We start from the raw sequence: 19,819 nt of genomic DNA, 5'->3' as shown, positions 1-19,819 counted from the left end.
ACAAAAGGCACATTGATGTGCGTACCGAAAGGAGATGTGCGTGAGGAACACCCCGATTCCCGCACCGCCCGGCGTCTCGCCCCCCGGAATCTGCGCCCGCTGGCCGGCCGACAGCGTCGAGATCATCCGGCAGATCCTGGAGCGAGCCGGCGACAAATGGACCATCTTGGTCGTTGCATCCCTGCAGGACGGCCCGTCACGCTACACAGATCTACAACGCGCCGTTCCGGGCATCTCCCAGCGCATGCTCACCCTGACCCTGCGGCAGCTCCTACGTGACGGACTGGTCACCCGAACCGCCTACGCCGAGGTACCGCCGCGGGTCGAGTACGCCCTCACCAGCCTCGGGACCAGCCTGCTCGACACCATGCTCGCCCTCATCGACTGGGCAGGATCCCATCACGAAGAAATCAGAGACAACCAGATCCGCTTCGACGCCACCAACCTGGCCTGACCCGGCGGAACTCGCCGATCACGCGAATCTTCCATAGTGTCGCCACTTCTCGCGCAGGCGACCCGGCAGTGGTCAAGGCATCCGTGGGGAAACCCGGGCTTTCGCATCATCCCAGGGCAGTGGGGTCTCCATGCTCGACGCAGCCGACTCGACAAAAATCGGGTGACCGATGCGGCCGGCCATAACTGCCACGATTCGAGTCCCCATGAGTCTCTCCTGCTGGGGAGCCATGGGCGCCAACCTATTCAGTCCGACGGCCGGGCCATGACTGACGAATGCGGGACGCCGGACTCGACCAATGAGTCGTCGACCGAAGGCGGATACTCCAACTGCTGCTCACTGGGGCGAAACCCAGCCAGCAGCAGCGCCAGGTGGCGGCGCCAGGCATCGGGAGCCCGAGCAGCGGTGTCATCCATCAACCCGCGAATCGACAATATGCAGACGAAAACGTCTGTGAGAGCGAGATCCTCGCGCACTCGTTGTGCCGCCTTGGCCTCGGCCAGAAGCGGTCGAACCAGAGCCCAGAATCGCAGCCGCTGCGGGTCACCATTCGGTGGGAACGCCTGCCATAGGACGCCGAGATAGCCGTGGTGCCTCTGCATCTCAGCACCGACAGTCCACAGGCACGCCTCCAACCCATAACCGACGGGCTGTTCTTCGGCCGTCTGCTCGACACGGTGCAGCACCTCCTCGAGCAATTCCTGCCGCAGCGTCAGTAACAGATCATCCTTGGTCGGGAAATGCCTGTACAAGGTGCCCATCCCAACACCCGCACGTCGAGATATCTCGTCTACCCCGGCACTGTGGCCCTGCTCAGCGAGAACTTCCCGAGCAGCCTGCAGTAGCCGTTCCCGATTGCGAAGCGCATCGCGACGCATGGCCGGTCGATTGGCCGCTTCGGGCGATTCAGATGTTCGGTTCATACTGCGACTGGGCTCCTTGTCTCTCGAACCAGCCTAGTCAACTGTTCGAGAGATCCGATGCTGCCGACGGTGCCGCCGCATCTTCGAAGTCAGCTGCAGATTTCATCCGAAACAGCCAACTGGGGCGGATCGACCCACACCATCGGACTTCCCAGCCGCCCCGGTGACTGCATCCGCCCTAGTCGCTGACCGAAACTGATTGCTGCGCTTCCAGTTCCGCTGCTTCGACCGACATACCACGCGGATGGATCGTCGGGATCAGGAGTGACGCGAGGACCGCCGTCACAGCCACGGCTGCCAGGAACCAGAAGACTCGCGTATAGCCGGCGTCTGTCGGCAGATGGTGTCCTGCGGCGACGGTCGCGGTCAGAATGCTGCCGGAGAGCGCGCTGCCGACCGCACCGCCGACAGTCCGGATGTTGGCATTGATACCCGTAGCCGCGCCGGTCTGAGCGGGTGGAACAGCCCCCACCACGATCGCAGCCATCGACGAGAAGACCAAGCCCAGGCCGATGCCCAAGGCACTCACCGCTATGTAGATCTGCCAGCCCCGTGCGTGACCGAGAGCAAGGCTGACGAAGGGCACCACCATGATGACAGCACCGGTGATCACGACAGCTTTCGCCCCGATCCGTGCCGCGAGCGGGCCGGTCACCAACCCCATGACGAAGATGGCCACGGTGATGGGAAGCATATAAATGCCCGACTGGCTCATAGTCGCACTCAACCCGTAGCCCGCTATGGCCTTGGGCGTCTGAATCAACTGTGGGAGGAAGGTCATGGTTGCGTACATGCTGGCGCCGGCGAGCAACGCAACGAGGTTTGTGGTCCACACCGCTGGGATCCGCATCGTCCGCATATCGATGAGCGAGGTCGCTGATGATGTTTCAGCCCAAACCCACAGGACGAGACAAAGCGCCGCGAGGGCAAAACAGCCCAATGTCTGATGCGAGCCCCAGCCCCACCTGGGGCCCTTGCTCACAGCCAGCAGCGCAGCAACCAGCCAGCCCGAGAGCAGCAGTGCCGCAGTCCAATTGATACCTTCCTGACTGCGAACTGGTGACTCCGGAACCAATAGGTTCGTTGCCGCGGCAGCAACCGCGGTCATGATCATCGGTATCCAGAACAACCAGTGATAGTTCAAGTGGTCGACAATCGGACCGGCCACCACCAGCCCGAGGCCGGCACCGACAGCGCCCAACGCCGCAGCAGCGCCGACAGCCGAATGCAGCTTCGCATGAGGGAATTCGTCCCGGATGATCCCGAACGCCAAGGGCAGCACACCACCACCTACACCCTGGATAACCCGGGCCACGATCAGGACACCGACCGAATCGGTCAGGGCCGCAATCAAACAGCCGATCGTGAGCACACAAAGGACGACGACCAGGGTGCGCGCCTTCCCGATCTTGTCCCCGACTCGGCCCACGATCGGAGTCGCAACCGACGCCGACAGCAGATAGCCGGTCATCAGCCAAGTCGCAGTGTCCTGAGTGGTGTGCAGTGCCGGGATCAGCAGGGCAAGAACCGGAACGACCAGTGACTGCAGCAATGAGAATGCAGTGATCCCGAGCAGTAGCACCGCGAAGATCACGTTGTAATGCGGGCGAGAACTAGCGCGCGCCATGGGTAAAGCTCCTCCCCATGAGTCTAATCGGAGCGATCGCTCCGGTTGTAGACGCTAGCAGAAGCGGAGAGATCACTCCGGTTGAGAGGCGTGATCTCGCTCTCCCATCGGGCAGATCCACCCTGCCAGGCACCGCCGTTACTGACAGCGATGTGTTCAACGAACAGAGTTGTGCCTTCTATAAGGCTCTAAATAGTTCTCTACCGTGTGGCAACGCACTATCCGTAACTATTGGAGGTAGCTGTATGTCTTCCACCATCGCAGTCGTCGGTGCCGGCCCGGGCCTCGGCCGCGCAATCGCCCGCCGCTTCGGCACCGCAGGGCATCCTGTCGCTCTGATCTCCCGCGACGAAAAGAAGCTGCAGGGCATCGTCGATTCCTTGACAGCCACGGGCGTCACAGCCCGCGCTTACCTCGCGGACGTCACCGACGAGAAGGGCCTGACCAGTGCGCCGACCACTGCTGCCGAAGAACTCGGACGAATCGGCGTGCTCTCCTACAGCCCCGCGCCAACCTTCCCGAACATGGCCGGACAGGTCCCCGACCTGAAGGCCTTGGGGTTCACCGCCGCGGCCGAGACCACTGCCGAATCCGTACGCCCCATGTTCGACATGCTCGTTGGAGGCGCTCTGACCGCAGCTGCCGCGGTTCTGCCGAGTATGCGCGAAGCCCGCGACGGCGCCCTTCTATTCGCTACCGGCACAAGCGCTCTCGTCTCGATTCCGGGCATGAGCAACTCCGGGATCGCTCTGTCCGGGCTACGCTCGTGGGCCCGCGGCCTGCACTCCGACCTCGCCGATGAGGGTGTCTATGTCGGCCACCTCTGCATCGGCCTGCCGATCGTCCCAGGCTCGGCCGAGGGAGACCCGGACGCCTTGGCCGACCGCTGGTACCAGCTCACCCAAGTACGCGACACCTTCGAATCCACCGTCGGCATCTGAACGCCAGTTGCTTGGCCGTCGAAAGGCCCATCTACGCCTGGATCACCAATCGGGCGTAGAGATTCACGTATACGGAAGTGGTGACCTCCGTGAAAGGCGTCGGCGAGCACCTCGAGAAGCGGTTCCGGCGGCAACAACGCGGCCACCCTCGATGGAACCTTCTCGCGGTACCACTGGCCCGGCCCGGCTTCGGCGTCGTACCCGAAGCAGTAGGTAAGCCACATAGTGCCGCACTCCGCACACCTTTCGACGCTCGCCTCACCGTAGCTCCAGGTCGAACGGTCAAGCTCGATTGATTGGCACTCGCACGACTGGAACGCATCTGCCGCACAACTACATTCGGACATCCGAGACTCCCGCGCGTGCTGCGTTGCACAAGCGACCATGCACCCTGCCCATCCCTCATCAGCAGGGTCGACCGCACGAAGCGGACATCCGAGCGATGTCCCCCGGGCTCCGCTTAAACTTCCGTCGCGCAGAAATCATAACGCTGGACCGATCGGTCTGCGAAGACTCGGCATACCTCCGGCAACTAGCGCAAAGGGGCATCGGCTGTGCGCCGAGGATGAACTCTGGAAACCGATGAGGAACAAGAGATTCGCGCGGTTCGGAGTCAGCCATGGAACAGCCGCCCACGAATGGCCGCTAGCACCGCCGACTTCGTTGCGGAGTCGATGCGGCCACTGGTGGCCGCATGCAGGGTCGCTTTCGGAATCATCGGTAGGTCGCTAAGGGTTTTGAGGCCGTCGGGTGTTTGTCCGAAGATCGGAAGCGGGGTTATGCCAAGCCCGTTGCGAACAGCGGTGAGCACGGTGGTGAGATCCGAGCACTCCTTGACGATCTGGTGGTCTCGTCTGCCGAGGGCGGCCAGGGCTTGATGGCGTACCGCGCACGGAGGGTTGAAGAGCACCAAGCGGTCTCGCGGGGCTTCCTCGGTGCCGAACCACCGCACCGGCAACGTTCCCAACCGCGTGCTGCCACGCGCGGGGCTGGTGAGCATGAGAGCGATGTCGGCACGCTCATCGTGCACGAGGTCGCGGACCCGTGCACTGCGCGTCAGCCGGAGCCGGATCCGACGGTCCGGCAACAGGGTCGTGAGCGTCGAAATGATTGTCGGAACAACGAATTCAGCGGCGTGTTCGGTGGCGGCGACGAGAAGTTCGTCGTCTTCGGGCGGGGCCAGGGCGCGCACGGTTTCATCGTGGAACTGGAGGATGGCCCGCGCCCGCGCAGCGAGTTCCTCACCGTCACTGGTCAGGCCGATTCCGCGCCCTTGGGCGGTTACCAACCGGCAGCCGAGTTCCTTCTCGAGCTTACGAATATGACCACTGACCGCGGACTGGGACAGGTGCAACGCCTCAGCCGCACGTCGCACGCCAGAAAAGGCGACGACCGCGGTGAAACTACGTAATGGCGCGATGTCGAGTGTGGTCACAATGCCAGTCTGCCTCAAGATTCTTCACGATTCGTGAACGGTCTTGGTGCGAGGAGGACCTGGGAGTGACCGTCTGGGTATGACAGATCGAGCTCTCTCACCGAGATTGGCTATCCCGACCGTCGTGCTGTACGCCGCCGGCTATCCGATCGGCGCGATGACGGTGGCAGTGATGTCACCGTTTCTGGTGATCCTTCTGCGATTCGCGTCCTCGGCTCTGCTGCTGTGGCTGATCGTTGCCGCACGACGCACGTCGCGTCCCGGCTGGCGGTTGGCCGGACACGCGATGGCAGCTGGACTGCTGACCCAGGGGGTGCAATTTCTCGCCCTGTATTGGGGTTTGGCGCACGGCGTGCCTTCCGGGATCGCCTCCCTGGTGATCGCGTTGAATCCGGTGGTCACCGCGACGCTGATGGCCCTCGCACTCGGCCACAAAGAGTCGAAGCAGGGAATGTTCGCACTCGCGCTCGCCACCGGCGCAGTGGTCTTGGCCTGCGCCCCGAAGATTGCCGTCGATCATCGGATAGGTCCGGGCATCGTGACCGTTGTCGTCGCAATGCTCGGCCTGTCCATCGGTGGCGTCTATCAGGGGCGGTACTGCCGCAACCTGGATCCGTGGCTGGTCACAGCGCTTGGTTTGACAGCCTCCACACCCCTCGCCGCGCTCCTGGCTGTCCTCACACCCGCGAAATGCGCCGACTGGCCCCGAGCAGCTGCCCTGCTGGCCGTCATGGTGGTCTTCAGTTCGATCGGTGCGACGACCTTGTATTCGGCCTGCATCAAGCGGTCCGGCCCTCGCGCCGCATCGATCCTGTTCGCCGTAATTCCTGCCGTCGCCAGCCTGATGGCATGGGCGGTCCTCGGAGAAACCCTGTCAGCGCTGTCGATCGGCGGATTGGCCCTGGGCGCGGCAGCCTGCATCATGCAGGCCAGAGCCGCCGGGCAGCGCGACCGCGATAAGACACCGGTCGAGAATCGGCAGGCTGAGCAAACCAGCCCGGTTCGTGACAACGACTGCCTACCCGACGTCGCCCATCTCTGAATCCTTTGGACAGAAATCGATTTCGAGCTATCAGGTGACCGCTCGAACCGGCTCAGAGTGCGGCCAGCTTCAGAGCGGTCCCGGTGGCCTCAGTGAGATAGAGCGTCTGTTGAGCCCGGCCACTACCGTCCAGCGTCACTTCGCCTCGCGGACCGGCGAATCGGCCTCGGCGGATCTCATCGGCCACCGATCTCGGATCGTCTTCCCCGACTCGACGGACCGCCTGCCACCAGATCGCGACAGCTTCGAACACCGACTCGCTCAACGTCGACAGCGGCGGCGCCCACGGACCGAACGCGGAGCGATAGCGATTGACCAACGTGGTGTTGCCATCGGTGGGCAACTGCTCGAAATAGCCCGAGATCGTGTACAAGCCAGACGACGCGGCCTTTCCGACATGTTGAAGTGTCGATTCGTCCATCGCGGGAGCCAGTGTGAGGGCGTGGTTTCGCACTCCCATTGCGTGGCACTGGCGTTCGAAGGCCGCCGCATCTGCTCCTACGTGCGTCGACAGAACGACGTCGGCACCCGAGGCCAGGATCGCCTCGATCGTCAGGGAGAAATCTCGTGTGCCCAGCGTCGCGAACCGCTCACCGACGATTTCCGCACCAAATTGTGGCAGGACCTGCCTGGCCACTACGTGGGTGCTGCGGGGCCAGATATAGTCGTTGCCCGCCAGGAACCACCGTCGGCCGCCCGCCATCTGCATCAAAGGCCTTGCGGCGGCGGACAATTGGTCGTCGTTGCGTTCACCGAGCTGCAGGCGGAGCCGCCCCTTCGCGCCGCCTTCGTTCATCAGGGTCTGCACCAGCAGGACATCACATCCGGCGAGTGCCTCCGATACGGCAACGTATGTGGCCGAGGTGGTTGCTACCAGAATGGTCTTGCAGCCGGCCCGGACCAACCGCCACGCCTCGGCCACACCGACCGATGTGTTCGTGGCATCGTCGCCGATCAGTAATTCCACTGGCCGACCGTGTAGCCCGCCCTCGGCGTTGATTTCTTCGACGGCGAGCACAGCCAGGTGGTCCGAGGCTGCGGCGAACAGGCTACCGGGACCCGATTTCGACGTGAGCAGCCCGAGGCGGGGATTCGGCGACGATAGGGATCCGACCGGATAGCCTCGCCGTCGCATCAGCCAGTGCAGTCCCGGCTCGTCGAGTTCGGCGAAGAGACGAACTCTTGTGCCGCCCTGATCGGGCTCGAATCGAAGCCGGATCCGGCCACGCCAGGGCTGCTCGTGCACAATCTCGATGAAAGAGGGCGGTCGCACCGCGGCGATCCGGCCGATGATCTCCACTGTTTCCGCGACCGGACCCGCGAAAGGCACCTGCAAACGTACTGCCGCCCCGACCGAGACATGGTCACAGGTCGCGTCGAAAACCCAACCTGCCCCGACACCGGCACCGAAGAGGCTGAAAACCACCATCGGCGGCGCGGCCATGCGCTCCTCGGAATGCAGCGCGATTGCGACCATCGGACCATCCAGGATTATGCGGAGTGGGCGGTGGGGCTCCGATCGTGCGTCTGCAACTCCGCAGCACGCCCGGCGTCGGCGAGCGCGCCCTGGAACAGAGAATGTAGTACTTCGAGAACTTCGCGCGCGGAACCCGTGGGATCCACGGAATAGTAACGGAATCGGCCGTCTTTTCGCTCGGTAACCAGCCCCGCCCCGCGCAGTACCCGCAAATGGCTGGACACCCCGGTTCGACCGATGGTGCCGACACCCTCGACCAACTCCCCCACACTGCATTCGTCCCGGTCGGCCAAAATGCCGAGAATCTGACGGCGCACCGGATCGGCGAGTGCGTCGAACGCCAACTCAGCGCCCACCGTCTCGTCCTCTCCACTAGTCAGTAACGATTGACGTATCCCACCATAACCCACGCTGACCGGCCGGGGACAGTCGAAACGACGAGTGAGCCGCACGCGAGCCCGGCACAGAACCCCAGCACGTCGGCGACGAGGTGATCCCGATGTTCCATCGCGGCGAGTGCCCACCGGCTCGAACTCCGACCAGCGCACAATATTCAGCATCAGGTCGCGCGGATTCCCGCCACCCCCACCGGAACTGGCGATGGTTCACTCCGGGACCACGCACTGGGAGATTCGGCGTACGCAACAGGCGCCGTTGTCTCTGTCAGCCCGCAGATCATCACGTTGGTCATGTGGCCGCGATCGACCGCCTCCTCAGGGGAGTCGATGCGGTCCTTGAGGCGCTCCACGATCCACGCCAGCTGACCACCAGCGAATCCGCCAACGCGTAGGACAACGTCTGCGGATGCGCGGACCGTACTGTGAAGTATCCGCTGGGCTCTCGACGAAAGCGCCTGCGCCAGCCCAACTTCGCCCAGTCCGGCTCCGACAATACGGCGACTTCGACGGTGGACCCGGAAACGCCGTAGCCGGGTAGCGACCCGATGACTAGGTGATGCTCGCGGGCAACGACTCGATCACCTCGAGGAATTCGACGAACGAACCGGCCAGCCATGAGTCCTCAAGAGCAACAACGCATTCAGCCTCGGTGAGCAAAAGGTGCACGAACTGAATGGACCAGCCGTCGATTATCGTCGTGAACTGGGGCAGCCGCTTCAGGCGAGCGTCGTGTGCCCGCCGCTGGTACCGATGACTCCAGTACGTCATCAACTCCTTCACCGTGGAGTTCGTCGTTGAACTCTTCGGCAGTACAGGTCACCTCGGCATACGCCGTTGTATGCCTCGGTGACCCGGATCGGGACCTACACCGACTGCGGGGTGGGGAAACCGCCGACGGTCTGCTCGAAGGCCCGTGCCACCCGCAATACGGTGGCGTCTTGGAAGGAGCGGCCGACGATCATCATGCCGACGGGCAGCCCCTCTGCCAGTCCGGCGGGCACGGTGCACGCCGGGTGACCAGTGATATCGAACGGTGCGGTGTTGCCCAGCATCTCCAGCGCGTCCGACAGCACCGCTGCGGTGCTGGCCGTGGATTCGGCGATCGGCTTCGGCCGCATCGGCAGGGTCGGCATCACCAGCACGTCGACTTCCGCGAAGGCCACGTCGTAGGCGGCGGTGAGTTTGGGCGCGAGATTGCGCGCCATCGCGTAGTGCCGGCCGTGGGTGGTGGACAGTGCGTACTTCCCGGCCAGTAGCGCGTTTCGGACAGTCGGCGCGAACTTCGAGCCATCCGCATGCCACAGGTCACCGTAGTAGGCCATCACGTCCGGGTCGTAGAGACCCTTCCAGTTGAAGCCGTATCCGTAGGTGTCGATCATCTGAGAGGTCGCGCCCTCAACAGCGATGACGTTCCACATCGGCATGCCGTTCAGATGCCACGGCACCGAAACCTCGCTGACCTTGAGACCCGCACCCTCGAGCAGACCGATCGCGTCACGCACCGTGTCGTCGACGATCTGCTCGGATTCCGGTCGCCCGAAGCCCTCGCGGAGGACGCCGACCCGCAAGCCGTCGGCACCGAGGTCCAGTGCCGCAACATAGTCCTCCGGCACCAGGTCGTTCGGCTGACGGGGATCGAATCCGTCTCGCCCGGCGATCGCCTGCAGCATGAGCGCAACATCAGTGACGGTACGGCCCATGGGACCGAGATGGTCGAGCGTCGCCTCGATCGGGAATCCTCCGGTGTAGGGCACCAGGCCCCAGGTCGGTTTGTGGCCGACGATGCCACAGCCCGACGACGGGATCCGGATCGATCCGCCTTGATCGCCGCCGAGCGCCAGGTCGACGGCCCCGGATGCGACGAGCGCGGCGCTGCCACTGGAGGATCCGCCCGCACTGCGCGTCGTATCCCACGGGTTGGACACGGGTCCTGTCGAGGCGGTGATTGACGCACCGGAGAAGCACAGGTCTTCGCAGACCGCCTTGCCCGCGATGGTGGCGCCGGCGTCGAGCAGACGTCGGACCACGGTCGCGTCGGTGGCGGGTACGTAACCTTCGAGCAATGCCGAACCGTTGGTCATCGGCACGCCCGCGACCGCCGTGTTGTCCTTGATTGCCACGGTGCGCCCTGCCAGCGGTCCATCGGCCTGCTCGGTGATCTCGGTGTGGACGTACCAGGCGCTGAGGGGATTCTCCCCGGCCACGGGGAACGACCAATCCCGTTGCGGCGGGACCGGTTTCTCGGCGGTGTAGACCTCTTCGACGTCCTGCCAGGACGCGAGCAGTCCCGTCACGAAGGGGGTGTAGTCATCGATCTCCTCGGCCGACATGCCGAAGCCGTAACCGGCCGCCACGGCTGACAGGGCCGCGTGGTCGGGAGTAGGGATGGACACGGCGAACTCCTCAAGTTCTGCCGATTCCAACGCGTCGGGTCGATCGCGCGCTTCTCGGAATCGGGATTCCTGCAAATCGTAGATTGTTCAGTCTATATGTCAACACATAGAGACATATGTATTTGATGGAGTCCGGTCCACCCCTGGGATCTCGGGCGCGGACCGGACCCGAACCGCCGAACGACTGCGTCAGCTCGTCAGCGCTGGCGAGATCGCCACCGGATCCCGGTGCGCCTCATGGTGATTGGCATTGCGAGGGATTGCGAGCACGACCTGAGCCTGCTCGTCGAGCAGTTCGCCCGACAGCACTCCCTTGCTGGCAAGCACCGTCTCGAGGGCGGCGAGCCAATGCTCGTAGTAGCTCCACGGATCGTCGCCTTCGCCACGCTCCCACCGCTGAATCGATTCGATCAGCGAAAGCTGGAACTCGCTCCACTGATAGTGCCCGCCGTGGTACGCGGCCACCGCCATGGCGAAGGCGCGCAGCTCCCAAGGCTGGTCGAACGGGTGGTCATCGGTCCCGGGCATGCCGCAGACCAGTTCTTCGATCCGCCGACGGGCGTCACCGAGTTCGGTCGCATCCGGCCGCGGCCCGGCGCTCATGACGCCGGGGCGGCGGCAGGGCCGACGCCGATCATCGAGTCCCTGGTGACCAGCGCTTCCAGCTCTTCGACGCCGAGCCCCTCGGTGCCCGCGGGCCGCTGCGGCAGCACCCAGTACCGAAGTTCGGAACTGGAGTCCCAGACCCGGATTTCGACCGAGTCCGGGATCGGGAACCCGAAGTCCTCGGCGAGCATCTTGCGCGGCTCACGCACGATCCGCGAGCGGAACGGCGGCGCCTTGTACCAGTTCGGCGGCAGGCCGAGAACCGGCCACGGGTAGCAGGAACACAGCGTGCACACGAGCACGTTGTGGACGATGTCGGTGTTCTCGACCACGATCATGTCTTCGCCCTGCAGGCCGCCGATGCCCAGTTCGGCGCACGCGGTGGTGGCGTTGTCGAGCAGGCGGGCCTTGAACTCCGGGTCGGTCCACGCCCGCGCAACCACTTTGGCGCCGAGTTGCGGGCCGACTTCGTTCTCGTAGACCTCCGCGAGCCGGTCGACGGCCGCGGTGGTCAGCACACCCCGTTCGATCAGCAGCGCCTCCAGCGCTTTGACCCGGGCGGTGATCTCCTCCTGCGAACGCAGGACGGTGTCGGTGGATGCCATTGTCGCTCCTCAGTTTTCGGTCTCGGCGTGGTTGATGTACGGCTCCCAGACGTCGTAGTAGACGACGCCGTTCGGGTCGCCGACCTCGTCGCCCCAGAGTTCCTGCGCGGCGAATTTGACGGTGTACACGTGCTCCGGCGCGTCCCCGCCGCCGTTACCCGCGCTGTCGGGGTAGATGTAGCTGCCGCGCAGGCCGGTGATCACACCGGTCCGGCCACGGACGTAACGCGCTCGGCGGGTGTGGCCCGTGGGGCTGTCATCGGTGACGGTGACGACGTCGCCGACCTCGAACTGGGCCATCTTGTCGGTCTCACGGGCGGCGTGGGCGCCGTGCTTCACGGCCGCGTCGACGAACTCCAGCAGGTCCGGGTCGTCGCGCTCGGGCAGTGGCGCATCGGGGTTATCGAGGTAGAACTTGGTTCGTTCATCCAGTTCGGCAGCGCTGAACACGCCTTTCAGCTCGGCGTGGTACTCCGCGGTGTGCACCCAGTGCTCGTAGTAGTTGGACAGCAGGTACTCGGCCGGGTCCATCTTCTCGATCCCGTGCCGGAATCCGTCGAGGTTGAAGATGCCCGCCCGGAAACAGCTGGCGAACAACGCAAAAGCCACTTTCTCCCACTCCGCACGGAAGATCGGCTCCTTCTCCTCGACGAGGACGGGCCCGAGCCCGTCCGTCCCGCCGAGGTCGAAAACTCCATTCATGGGGTACTCCCGGTGATCATGGCGACCGGCGATGGAACGTCCGCGATTCGCCTCTTCGTGAATGTGCCAACGGGTGAGTTCGAGGCTCGAGGCTCACCATCCCGGCAACCTCAAGGTAGGGACCGCAAGCACCACATGTCAATAAGTGCTGACCTATTTACTGATACGAAACAGGTCCGTAACCAGCGCGGACGCGCCGACGGGCACTCTCGACTCAGCGAATCCGCGGCCGAAGACCACCCGCCTGAAGCTTATATGTCAATGAGTCGACACTTATTGATTCGATCCGGATTCGCTCCTACCGTAGACCGCCAACCAGGGCGGCTGCAGTCGAAAGGAGTCCTGTATGAGCATCGTCAGCGGAGGAGGTCGCACCGTTCGCAGGGACTGGAGCGTCCGCAGGCAAGCGGCCGGTTTGGTCGCCGCCGTGGGCAGCCTCCACCTCGCGGCGTGGGGCCTGCTGACCGTGGCCGTGCTACCACACCACTATGTGGTCGGCACACAGGTTTTCGGCATCGGCCTGGGATTGACGGCGTACACGCTCGGACTGCGGCACGCTTTCGACGCCGATCACATCGCCGCGATCGACAACACCACCCGCAAGCTCATGACCGATGGCAAAAGGCCTGTGTCCGTTGGCTTCTGGTTCGCGCTGGGCCATTCGACAGTCGTCGCGGTCCTGGCGGTGCTGCTCAGCCTCGGAGTCCACGTCACCAACACCCTGCTCGATGACAACTCCGCCACCAGAGCGACTTTGGGCACCATCGGCACCTTGCTCGCCGGAGTGTTCCTCTATGTCATCGCAATCCTGAATCTGGTTGCGCTCGCCGGCATCACCAGAACCTGGCGTCAGCTGCGCCGAGGCCAATTCGACGCGGTCGAACTCGACAACATCCTCGCCCGGCGCGGTTTCATCAACCGACTACTGAGCGGGCTGACCCGCTCGATCAGCCGACCCGGTCAGATGTTCGCCGTCGGACTGCTTTTCGGCATCGGATTCGACACCGCGACCGAAGTCGCACTGCTCGTACTCGCCGGCAACGGCGCCGCCGGCGGCCTACCCTGGTACGCCATCCTCGTCGTTCCACTGCTGTTCGCGGCTGGCATGGCACTGCTCGACACCCTCGACGGCGCATTCATGACCGTCGCCTACCGCTGGGCCTTCGCCAATCCCGCACGCAAGATCTTCTACAACGCGACCATCACCGGACTCTCGGTCGCCGTGGCCCTGCTGATCGGCACCATCGAGCTCGTCGGCGTCCTACACGACGACCTCGAATTGGGCGACCCGATCACGACTGCCATCTCTGGGCTGAACCTCAACAACGTTGGATTCGCCATCGTTGGTCTCTTCGTCGTGATCTGGCTGATCGCGATCGGCTACTGGCGGCTGGCCGACGTCGAACGCCGGTTCCAACCGCCCATTGCTGTAGCCGAAACCGCTGACGCAACCGACTGATCCGCTTTCCGGCCCGCACCGGGCATGTTTGGTCTCGAAACTCCAAGCGGCGGCGGGTTCTTCGGGCGGGACGGAGTCGGTTATCGAGACCCTCCAACGACAGGAACGGTAGCCGACTGGAAATCGTTACGGCCGACACCTATCAGCTCGACCGCGATCCGCTCACCAGCCTCGAAAGTGTCGTTGGACGGCATGCCCAGGCCAGAGCGGCGTTCGTGACTTACGTTACGAACCGTTAAGTAAATCCACAACGGCTCGTAGGCTCGTGCTCATGGACGAGAAGCAGCGCGGTCGCCCCCGCAGCGCTCGCGCGCATCAGGCGGTCATGGAGGCCACTCGCGACCTCTTGGCCTCGGTCGGGTACGAGCAGATGTCCATCGAGGCGATCGCGGCGCGAGCCGGCGTCGGTAAGCCGACCGTGTACCGGTGGTGGCGATCGAAGGCGGCAGTTGTCGCTGAAGCTGCGCTCTCGGGATATCTCACCGGCAGCGCCGCTCCGCCGCCGGATACCGGCGACTTCGAGGCGGATCTGCGCAACTGGGTGATAGCGCTGACGCAGCGGCTCGACAACCCGGCCGATGCCGCGTTGTTCCGTGGTTGGGCGGCGGCCGCCGCCGACAGCGACACCAATACGAGGCGGCTTTACGACCAGCTCTCCGGCCCGAACCGGCAACAACTGATTCACCGGCTCGAGGCCGCGGTGGCAGCCGGGCAACTACGGGCCGACGCCGATCTCGAAGCTGCCGCCGACGTTCTCATCGGCACCATGCTGTACCAGGTGCTTGCGCGTCACCCGCAGGCAGCACCGCAAAGCAGCCTCGACGGATTTCTCGATATCTTCCTTGTCGGGCTGACCCGACGATGCGGGTGAGCTGCCTTGAGAATCTCGAATGACGCGACGCTCGCAGCCAATCCCGGGTTCCTGCTGGCCCGAGCCGGTCGGCAGGCGACCCGAAAACTCAACCACGTACTGGGCGATTACGAGTTGCGAAGCCGACATTACGCGGCACTCATGGGTGTACACGAGAACGGCGGGCTCTCTCAATCCGAGCTGGGCGCATTGCTCGACACCGACCCGAGCTCGGTCACCGCGGTCGTCGACGATCTCGAACGAAACGGATACGTCCGGCGCGGGCCGCATCCCACCAAAACCTGGTCACACCTCGTTCTGTCCACCGAGTCAGGTCGAAAGCTGTTGCAGCACATGAGTAACCCGATCGCTCACCAGAGCCGAGCGATCCTCTCCCCACTGACAGAACAGGAGCAGACGCAATTCCTGGACATGCTCCGGCGACTGGCCACGACTGATCGAACCCCACCCGACCACGCTGAGCCGAAGCTGGTTGGGCGACCCAAACGTGCGGACGCCGCACAGAATTTCGAACGGATCCTGGCCGCATCGCACCGCCTGCTGGATACCCGAGCATTCAACGTCACCCTTGATGAGATCGCCGCAGCGGCCAGCGTCGGCGTCGGCACCGTATATCGCCGCTTCGCGAACAAACGAGAACTGACATATCTGGTAGTTCAGCAATATCTCGAGGAGTTGGCCGCCCAGGCCGAGAAGGCCGAGCAGCACTCAGACCCCTGGCAAGGACTCTCCGACTACGTGCGGTACGTCGGTGAGCGGATCGCCAACAGCGTCGGGTTCGGTCGAATGGGCGACGAAATCCCTATCGGCACAGAGCAATACATGTTCGGACTGGATCGCGTCGAAGCACCACTCGAGCGGCTGCTCGCTCGCGCGAAAGCAACCGGCCAGGTGAAGGAGAATGTCGAACTGATCGACCTCCGCACGGTTTTCACCGCAATCGGACCGGTTGCCACGGTGTTCCGCACCGTCGACCCGAACCATTGGCGGCGATACCTGAGTTTCGCTTTGCAGGACATCCAGAACGATCCTTGCCGCGAACCAGCGACCGCAGCGCGCAAAGCATGCCCCACAACGATGCTGCCAGCAGCATCTACGCGATGAGATAGTCAGCGGCAGTGGGCATTCAATGCCTAATGACCACACCGGTGCGACCAGCGCCACTCCCTCGAGCATTGCTACTACGCCTTGTCGTAGGTAATCTACCTACCGGACGGTAGGCAAGCTTTTCCACCACGCAGACGATGTGCATCGCGCCCGCCTGTGCCTGTTTCGAGTCATTCGACAGCATTACGATCGCCAGGAGTTCCTCGTGTCCATATACCTCTATCGGTGGGGCAAGTTCGCTTTCCGCCGAAAGTGGATCGTTATCCTCGTCTGGTTGGTTCTTCTGGCCCTGACAGTCGGTATAGGCGCCTCGATATCGAAGCCACTGCAGGACCGGTTCTCTCTGCCCGGCATACCCTCCGACCGGGCTACGGAAATTCTCGACGAACATTTCCCGGGCATGTCGAAGGAGATCGACCCAGCAGCCGTCGCCGGCACCTACGTGGTCGGCGCGCCCAAGGGCGAGAAACTTACCGACCCGAAAAACGAGACCGCCTTGCGGGCGTTCGTGGCCAAGCTCGGCGAACTGGATATCGTCGACCACAGCCGACCGCTCATCGATCCGCTCACCGCGACCAGGATAATCGGGCAGCCTGCGGGGATCGACTGCCTGGCGACCGATCGGAGCAGTCCCCAATTCACGTCAGTCTGCAGCAGCGCGCCGCTCAACGTGCTCAACAAGACCGCGCCGGAATCGGTGGCGACGATCAAGGTCAAATACAGCATCGAGAAACTGTCCGACATCACGAAGAAAGACCGTAAGAAAGCCAACGAAGTCGCCGACAACGCCCGCGCGGCAGGCTTGCACGTTTACCTGACCGGAGTGATCGCCGCCGAGCCCGAAAGCAGCGGAACCTCCGAGCTGATCGGTATCGCCGTCGCGCTGGTCGTTATGGCCATAGCGTTCGGCGCAGTCGTTGCCGCCTTCGTGCCTGTGGCCACTGCGGTCCTCGGCCTGGCCGGCGCGATCGGCGTCATCTATTTCGGCAGCGCCTGGCTGACGTTGCCCACCTTCACCCCGATCCTCGCGTCCATGATCGGTCTGGCCCTCTCCATCGACTATGCGTTGTTCATCGTGTCCCGCTACAAGCACGAGTTGGGCGTCGCCGATTCACCGGAAGAGGCGGCGGGCATCGCGGTCGGAACCGCCGGATCGTCTGTGATCTTCGCCGGACTGACTGTCATAATCGCGCTGGCCGCGCTCAGCGTTGTTCGGATCGAATTCCTCACGTATATGGGCATTTTCGCAGCAGTGTCGGCGGCCTTCGCAGTGCTGGTCGCAGTTACTCTGCTCCCCGCGATCCTGGGCATGCTCGGCAAGTCCCTGTTCAAACCCAAGCTGCCCCTGGTCGCCCGGCACGACCCCGAGGACGATACAGCCGTTACCGCGGGAATGCGGTTCGCTCAGGTCATCGCCAAGGCCCCCGTGGTGACATTGGCGGCTGGCGTCGTCCTGTTGGGCCTGCTGGCCGCGCCGGCCGCCGATCTGCAACTGGGATTGCCCGGCGGCGAATCCTTCCCGAAGGGCAGCCAGCTGCGCGAGGCATACCAGCTACAGACCGAGGGCTTCGGCGAAGGCTCCAACGGCACCCTCGTTGCCGCGGTGGACCTCACCCAGGTACCGCTGGAAAAACGGCAACAGGCCGTGGCCGACCTCCGCAACCGACTGGCCAGCAGTCCCGGGATGGACTATCTCACGCCGTCGGTCCCCAGCGCCGATGGACAGGCAGTGCTGTTCACGAGCGTGCCGAAGGCCGGTCCCAATGACGAGGCCACCAAGAAGCTGGTCGACTCCGCTCGTGACGCCGAATCCGAGCTCCACGCCCAGTACCGCATGAAGTACGGAATCACCGGCACCACAGCCGTTTACATCGATGTGTCGGATGTCCTGCTGGGCAAGATCGTGCCGTACATGTCGCTCGTGGCGGGCGCCGCCTTCATCCTGCTGGTGCTGGTGTTCCGATCGATTCTGGTGCCGCTGACCGCCGCGCTCGGCTTCCTGCTATCCATGGCGGCCACCTTCGGCGCGACCGTGCTCATCTTCCAGAAAGGCACGTTCGATCTCGTCGAAACACATCCGCTGGTCAGCTTCCTGCCGATCATCTTGATCGGCTTGGTATTCGGCCTCGCTATGGACTACCAGGTGTTCCTGGTGACTCGCATGCGCGAGGAGTACATCCACGGCAAGTCCCCGAAGGAAGCGATGATCAGCGGCTACCACCACGGCGCCCGCGTGGTCACCTCCGCGGCGATCATCATGATCTCCGTCTTCAGTGCGTTCATGCTCAACGACAATGTCATCGCAAAATGCATGGGCTTCGCCCTCGCCGCGGGTGTCTTCTTCGACGCCTTCATCGTCCGGATGGTCATCGTCCCATCCCTGCTGGCCCTGATGGGCCGGGCCGCATGGTGGTTCCCGAAATGGCTCGACCGCATCCTCCCGGATGTCGACGTCGAGGGCGCCAAGCTCACCCAGCTGACAACGCGATCCGAGCATCAAGGCCCGCTCACGCCCGAGGAGCAACCGACCATGGTCGGCTGACTCCAGCCTTGCCCTGCGGTTCGGCAACCATTGCGATGACGGTGCCGAACCACGGGGCCTCGACCGGCGAGCCGAGGGCTGCGGGGACCGTGAGAATCGCAAGCGAGGCATGCGATGTCACCACCCTCACCTATCTGACATACAGTCAGTAGTGGCCTTACATTCGCACAGAGTGGAAAGACGGTGGTGCACATGTCCGCGGTAACCGAGCAGCCCGAGGATTGGACCGAACCCGGCGCCCATCAGATCGCGGACGGAATTCACCGTGTTCCCCTCCCGCTCCCACTCGATGGACTTGGCACCGTCAACTCCTATGTTCTGGAAACCACCGACGGGCTGGTCGTCATCGACCCGGGCTGGTACGGACCGGACACCGAAAACGCCATGACCGCGGCGCTGCGACAGCTCGGCTACCGTCTTGGCGATATCGTCACCTGCCTTGCCACACACCACCATTGGGACCATTACTCCCAGGCGTATGCATGGCGCTCCACTCTCGGTTGCGACCTGCTGATCGGCCGCGCCGAATATCACAGCATCACAGGATTTGGCAGCCGCTCGGGCCGGTTTCCCAACCACGCCCAACTGCTCGCCCGTTGCGGCGCACCTGAACTCGCTCGCGAACTCGCACGCACCCGGCCACCCGAGAACGAAGCCGGAGTCTCTTTCGGACTACCGGACGGCTGGCTCGACAACGGGGACCGCATTCGGCTCCGACACGGGGAGATCGAAGTCATCGCGACCCCGGGGCACACCCGGGGGCATGTCGCGTTCCGTCACGCGGGAAGCCAGCTGCTGTTCTCGGGCGACCATATCCTGCCGCACGTCACTCCGTCGATAGGTCTCGAATGGGTGCCCGAAGCACATCCGCTTCGCTCCTACATCCGTTCACTCGAGCTGATCCAGGATCTGCCAGATTCGACTGTGCTGCCGTCGCACGGCCCCGTGACCACCAGCAGCCACAGCCGAGTCGAGGAACTTGTGCGCCATCATGAGCACCGGCTCAACGAGATCTGCGACGAAGTCGCCTCGGGCTCGGCCACCGCCTACGAAGTGGCCCGCGCATTGCGATGGACCCGGCGACATCGTCGACTCGACGAACTGCCGATCGATCACCAACTGTCCGCGGTCACCGAAATCCATGCGCACCTGGATGTGCTGACCATGTTGGGCCGGGTGAGCTACACCGACCACACGGACATGCGCACCTACGCCCTCAGCGCATGAGCGCCGATGT

The 19,819-nt window shown here is 63.8% G+C and carries 18 protein-coding genes; 8 read left to right on the top strand and 10 right to left on the bottom strand.

Annotation, left to right across the window (positions count from 1 at the left end; all coding sequences use genetic code 11):
* Positions 1-88 precede the first annotated feature (88 nt).
* Positions 89-454 (top strand): winged helix-turn-helix transcriptional regulator, encoded by a 366-nt coding sequence (locus ACFXN1_RS36050; protein ID WP_379442095.1) that lies wholly within the window; start codon positions 89-91, stop codon positions 452-454.
* A 245-nt stretch (positions 455-699) separates the two neighbouring features.
* Here the strand turns inward: ACFXN1_RS36050 and ACFXN1_RS36045 are convergent, their stop codons facing one another.
* Positions 700-1,332, bottom strand: a complete 633-nt coding sequence (locus tag ACFXN1_RS36045; RefSeq protein ID WP_379463791.1) for a TetR/AcrR family transcriptional regulator — start codon at positions 1,330-1,332, stop codon at positions 700-702.
* A gap of 223 nt (positions 1,333-1,555) precedes the next feature.
* Positions 1,556-3,004: an MFS transporter gene (locus ACFXN1_RS36040; RefSeq protein ID WP_379442051.1), complete on the bottom strand. Its 1,449-nt coding sequence runs from the start codon at positions 3,002-3,004 to the stop codon at positions 1,556-1,558.
* 245 nt (positions 3,005-3,249) lie between these two features.
* Here ACFXN1_RS36040 and ACFXN1_RS36035 point away from each other — a divergent pair, with 245 nt between their 5' ends.
* Complete coding sequence (locus tag ACFXN1_RS36035; protein ID WP_379442052.1) at positions 3,250-3,945, top strand: SDR family NAD(P)-dependent oxidoreductase; 696 nt, start codon at positions 3,250-3,252, stop codon at positions 3,943-3,945.
* A 613-nt stretch (positions 3,946-4,558) separates the two neighbouring features.
* On the opposite strand, the gene ACFXN1_RS36030 is transcribed toward ACFXN1_RS36035, so the two are convergent.
* Positions 4,559-5,380, bottom strand: coding sequence for a LysR family transcriptional regulator (locus ACFXN1_RS36030; RefSeq protein WP_379442054.1), 822 nt, complete (start codon positions 5,378-5,380; stop codon positions 4,559-4,561).
* Between the two features lie 79 nt (positions 5,381-5,459).
* Between ACFXN1_RS36030 and ACFXN1_RS36025 the strand changes: the two genes are divergently transcribed.
* The gene (locus ACFXN1_RS36025) at positions 5,460-6,422 is read left to right on the top strand and encodes a DMT family transporter (protein ID WP_379442055.1); all 963 of its coding nucleotides are present in this window, start codon (positions 5,460-5,462) and stop codon (positions 6,420-6,422) included.
* Positions 6,423-6,474: 52 nt separating this feature from the next.
* On the opposite strand, the gene ACFXN1_RS36020 is transcribed toward ACFXN1_RS36025, so the two are convergent.
* The 7 genes from ACFXN1_RS36020 to nthB all read right to left on the bottom strand — a co-directional run bounded on the left by ACFXN1_RS36020 (position 6,475) and on the right by nthB (position 12,603).
* Positions 6,475-7,899 carry an ABC transporter substrate-binding protein gene (locus ACFXN1_RS36020; RefSeq protein ID WP_379442057.1) on the bottom strand — a complete coding sequence of 475 codons (1,425 nt, stop codon included), beginning with the start codon at positions 7,897-7,899 and terminating at the stop codon, positions 6,475-6,477.
* 14 nt (positions 7,900-7,913) lie between these two features.
* Positions 7,914-8,255: an ArsR/SmtB family transcription factor gene (locus ACFXN1_RS36015; protein ID WP_379442058.1), complete on the bottom strand. Its 342-nt coding sequence runs from the start codon at positions 8,253-8,255 to the stop codon at positions 7,914-7,916.
* A 591-nt stretch (positions 8,256-8,846) separates the two neighbouring features.
* Positions 8,847-9,107, bottom strand: a complete 261-nt coding sequence (locus ACFXN1_RS36010) for an epoxide hydrolase N-terminal domain-containing protein (protein ID WP_379442096.1) — start codon at positions 9,105-9,107, stop codon at positions 8,847-8,849.
* 53 nt (positions 9,108-9,160) lie between these two features.
* Entirely contained in the window at positions 9,161-10,690 is a 1,530-nt protein-coding gene (locus ACFXN1_RS36005; protein ID WP_379442059.1) for an amidase, read from the bottom strand.
* A 189-nt stretch (positions 10,691-10,879) separates the two neighbouring features.
* The gene (locus tag ACFXN1_RS36000) at positions 10,880-11,293 is read right to left on the bottom strand and encodes a nitrile hydratase accessory protein (protein WP_379442061.1); all 414 of its coding nucleotides are present in this window, start codon (positions 11,291-11,293) and stop codon (positions 10,880-10,882) included.
* Positions 11,290-11,901 (bottom strand): nitrile hydratase subunit alpha, encoded by a 612-nt coding sequence (nthA, locus tag ACFXN1_RS35995; RefSeq protein WP_379442062.1) that lies wholly within the window; start codon positions 11,899-11,901, stop codon positions 11,290-11,292. Before nthA ends, ACFXN1_RS36000 begins: the two co-directional genes overlap by 4 nt.
* 9 nt (positions 11,902-11,910) lie before the next feature.
* A complete protein-coding gene (nthB, locus tag ACFXN1_RS35990; RefSeq protein ID WP_379442063.1) occupies positions 11,911-12,603 on the bottom strand; it encodes a nitrile hydratase subunit beta in 693 nt (230 codons plus the stop codon).
* Between the two features lie 346 nt (positions 12,604-12,949).
* Here nthB and ACFXN1_RS35985 point away from each other — a divergent pair, with 346 nt between their 5' ends.
* The 5 genes from ACFXN1_RS35985 (at position 12,950) to ACFXN1_RS35965 (ending at position 19,809) form a co-directional block, all read left to right on the top strand.
* The gene (locus tag ACFXN1_RS35985; protein ID WP_379442065.1) at positions 12,950-14,062 is read left to right on the top strand and encodes a HoxN/HupN/NixA family nickel/cobalt transporter; all 1,113 of its coding nucleotides are present in this window, start codon (positions 12,950-12,952) and stop codon (positions 14,060-14,062) included.
* 271 nt (positions 14,063-14,333) lie between these two features.
* The gene (locus tag ACFXN1_RS35980; protein ID WP_379463788.1) at positions 14,334-14,933 is read left to right on the top strand and encodes a TetR/AcrR family transcriptional regulator; all 600 of its coding nucleotides are present in this window, start codon (positions 14,334-14,336) and stop codon (positions 14,931-14,933) included.
* A 6-nt stretch (positions 14,934-14,939) separates the two neighbouring features.
* Entirely contained in the window at positions 14,940-16,037 is a 1,098-nt protein-coding gene (locus tag ACFXN1_RS35975; RefSeq protein ID WP_379463787.1) for a MarR family transcriptional regulator, read from the top strand.
* 208 nt (positions 16,038-16,245) lie between these two features.
* Positions 16,246-18,582 carry an MMPL family transporter gene (locus ACFXN1_RS35970; protein ID WP_379442066.1) on the top strand — a complete coding sequence of 779 codons (2,337 nt, stop codon included), beginning with the start codon at positions 16,246-16,248 and terminating at the stop codon, positions 18,580-18,582.
* A gap of 192 nt (positions 18,583-18,774) precedes the next feature.
* Complete coding sequence (locus ACFXN1_RS35965) at positions 18,775-19,809, top strand: MBL fold metallo-hydrolase (RefSeq protein ID WP_379442068.1); 1,035 nt, start codon at positions 18,775-18,777, stop codon at positions 19,807-19,809.
* Positions 19,810-19,819: the final 10 nt, after the last annotated feature.

Origin of the sequence: Nocardia sp. NPDC059154 (assembly GCF_042755705.1) — a bacterium.
Lineage (GTDB): Bacteria > Actinomycetota > Actinomycetes > Mycobacteriales > Mycobacteriaceae > Nocardia.
The sequence above is the reverse complement of the archived record's forward strand: the minus strand, read 5'-3'. Positions and strand labels throughout refer to the sequence as shown.

What these genes read in the sequence shown, in the direction of transcription:
- ACFXN1_RS36045 (WP_379463791.1), bottom strand. Translation starts at nt 1,332, where the DNA reads ATGCGTCGCGATGCGCTTCGCAATCGGGAACGGCTACTGCAGGCTGCT.
- ACFXN1_RS36040 (WP_379442051.1), bottom strand. Translation starts at nt 3,004, where the DNA reads ATGGCGCGCGCTAGTTCTCGCCCGCATTACAACGTGATCTTCGCGGTG.
- ACFXN1_RS36035 (WP_379442052.1), top strand. Translation starts at nt 3,250, where the DNA reads ATGTCTTCCACCATCGCAGTCGTCGGTGCCGGCCCGGGCCTCGGCCGC.
- ACFXN1_RS36025 (WP_379442055.1), top strand. Translation starts at nt 5,460, where the DNA reads ATGACAGATCGAGCTCTCTCACCGAGATTGGCTATCCCGACCGTCGTG.
- ACFXN1_RS36020 (WP_379442057.1), bottom strand. Translation starts at nt 7,899, where the DNA reads ATGGTCGCAATCGCGCTGCATTCCGAGGAGCGCATGGCCGCGCCGCCG.
- ACFXN1_RS36000 (WP_379442061.1), bottom strand. Translation starts at nt 11,293, where the DNA reads ATGAGCGCCGGGCCGCGGCCGGATGCGACCGAACTCGGTGACGCCCGT.
- nthA (WP_379442062.1), bottom strand. Translation starts at nt 11,901, where the DNA reads ATGGCATCCACCGACACCGTCCTGCGTTCGCAGGAGGAGATCACCGCC.
- nthB (WP_379442063.1), bottom strand. Translation starts at nt 12,603, where the DNA reads ATGAATGGAGTTTTCGACCTCGGCGGGACGGACGGGCTCGGGCCCGTC.
- ACFXN1_RS35985 (WP_379442065.1), top strand. Translation starts at nt 12,950, where the DNA reads ATGAGCATCGTCAGCGGAGGAGGTCGCACCGTTCGCAGGGACTGGAGC.
- ACFXN1_RS35980 (WP_379463788.1), top strand. Translation starts at nt 14,334, where the DNA reads ATGGACGAGAAGCAGCGCGGTCGCCCCCGCAGCGCTCGCGCGCATCAG.
- ACFXN1_RS35965 (WP_379442068.1), top strand. Translation starts at nt 18,775, where the DNA reads ATGTCCGCGGTAACCGAGCAGCCCGAGGATTGGACCGAACCCGGCGCC.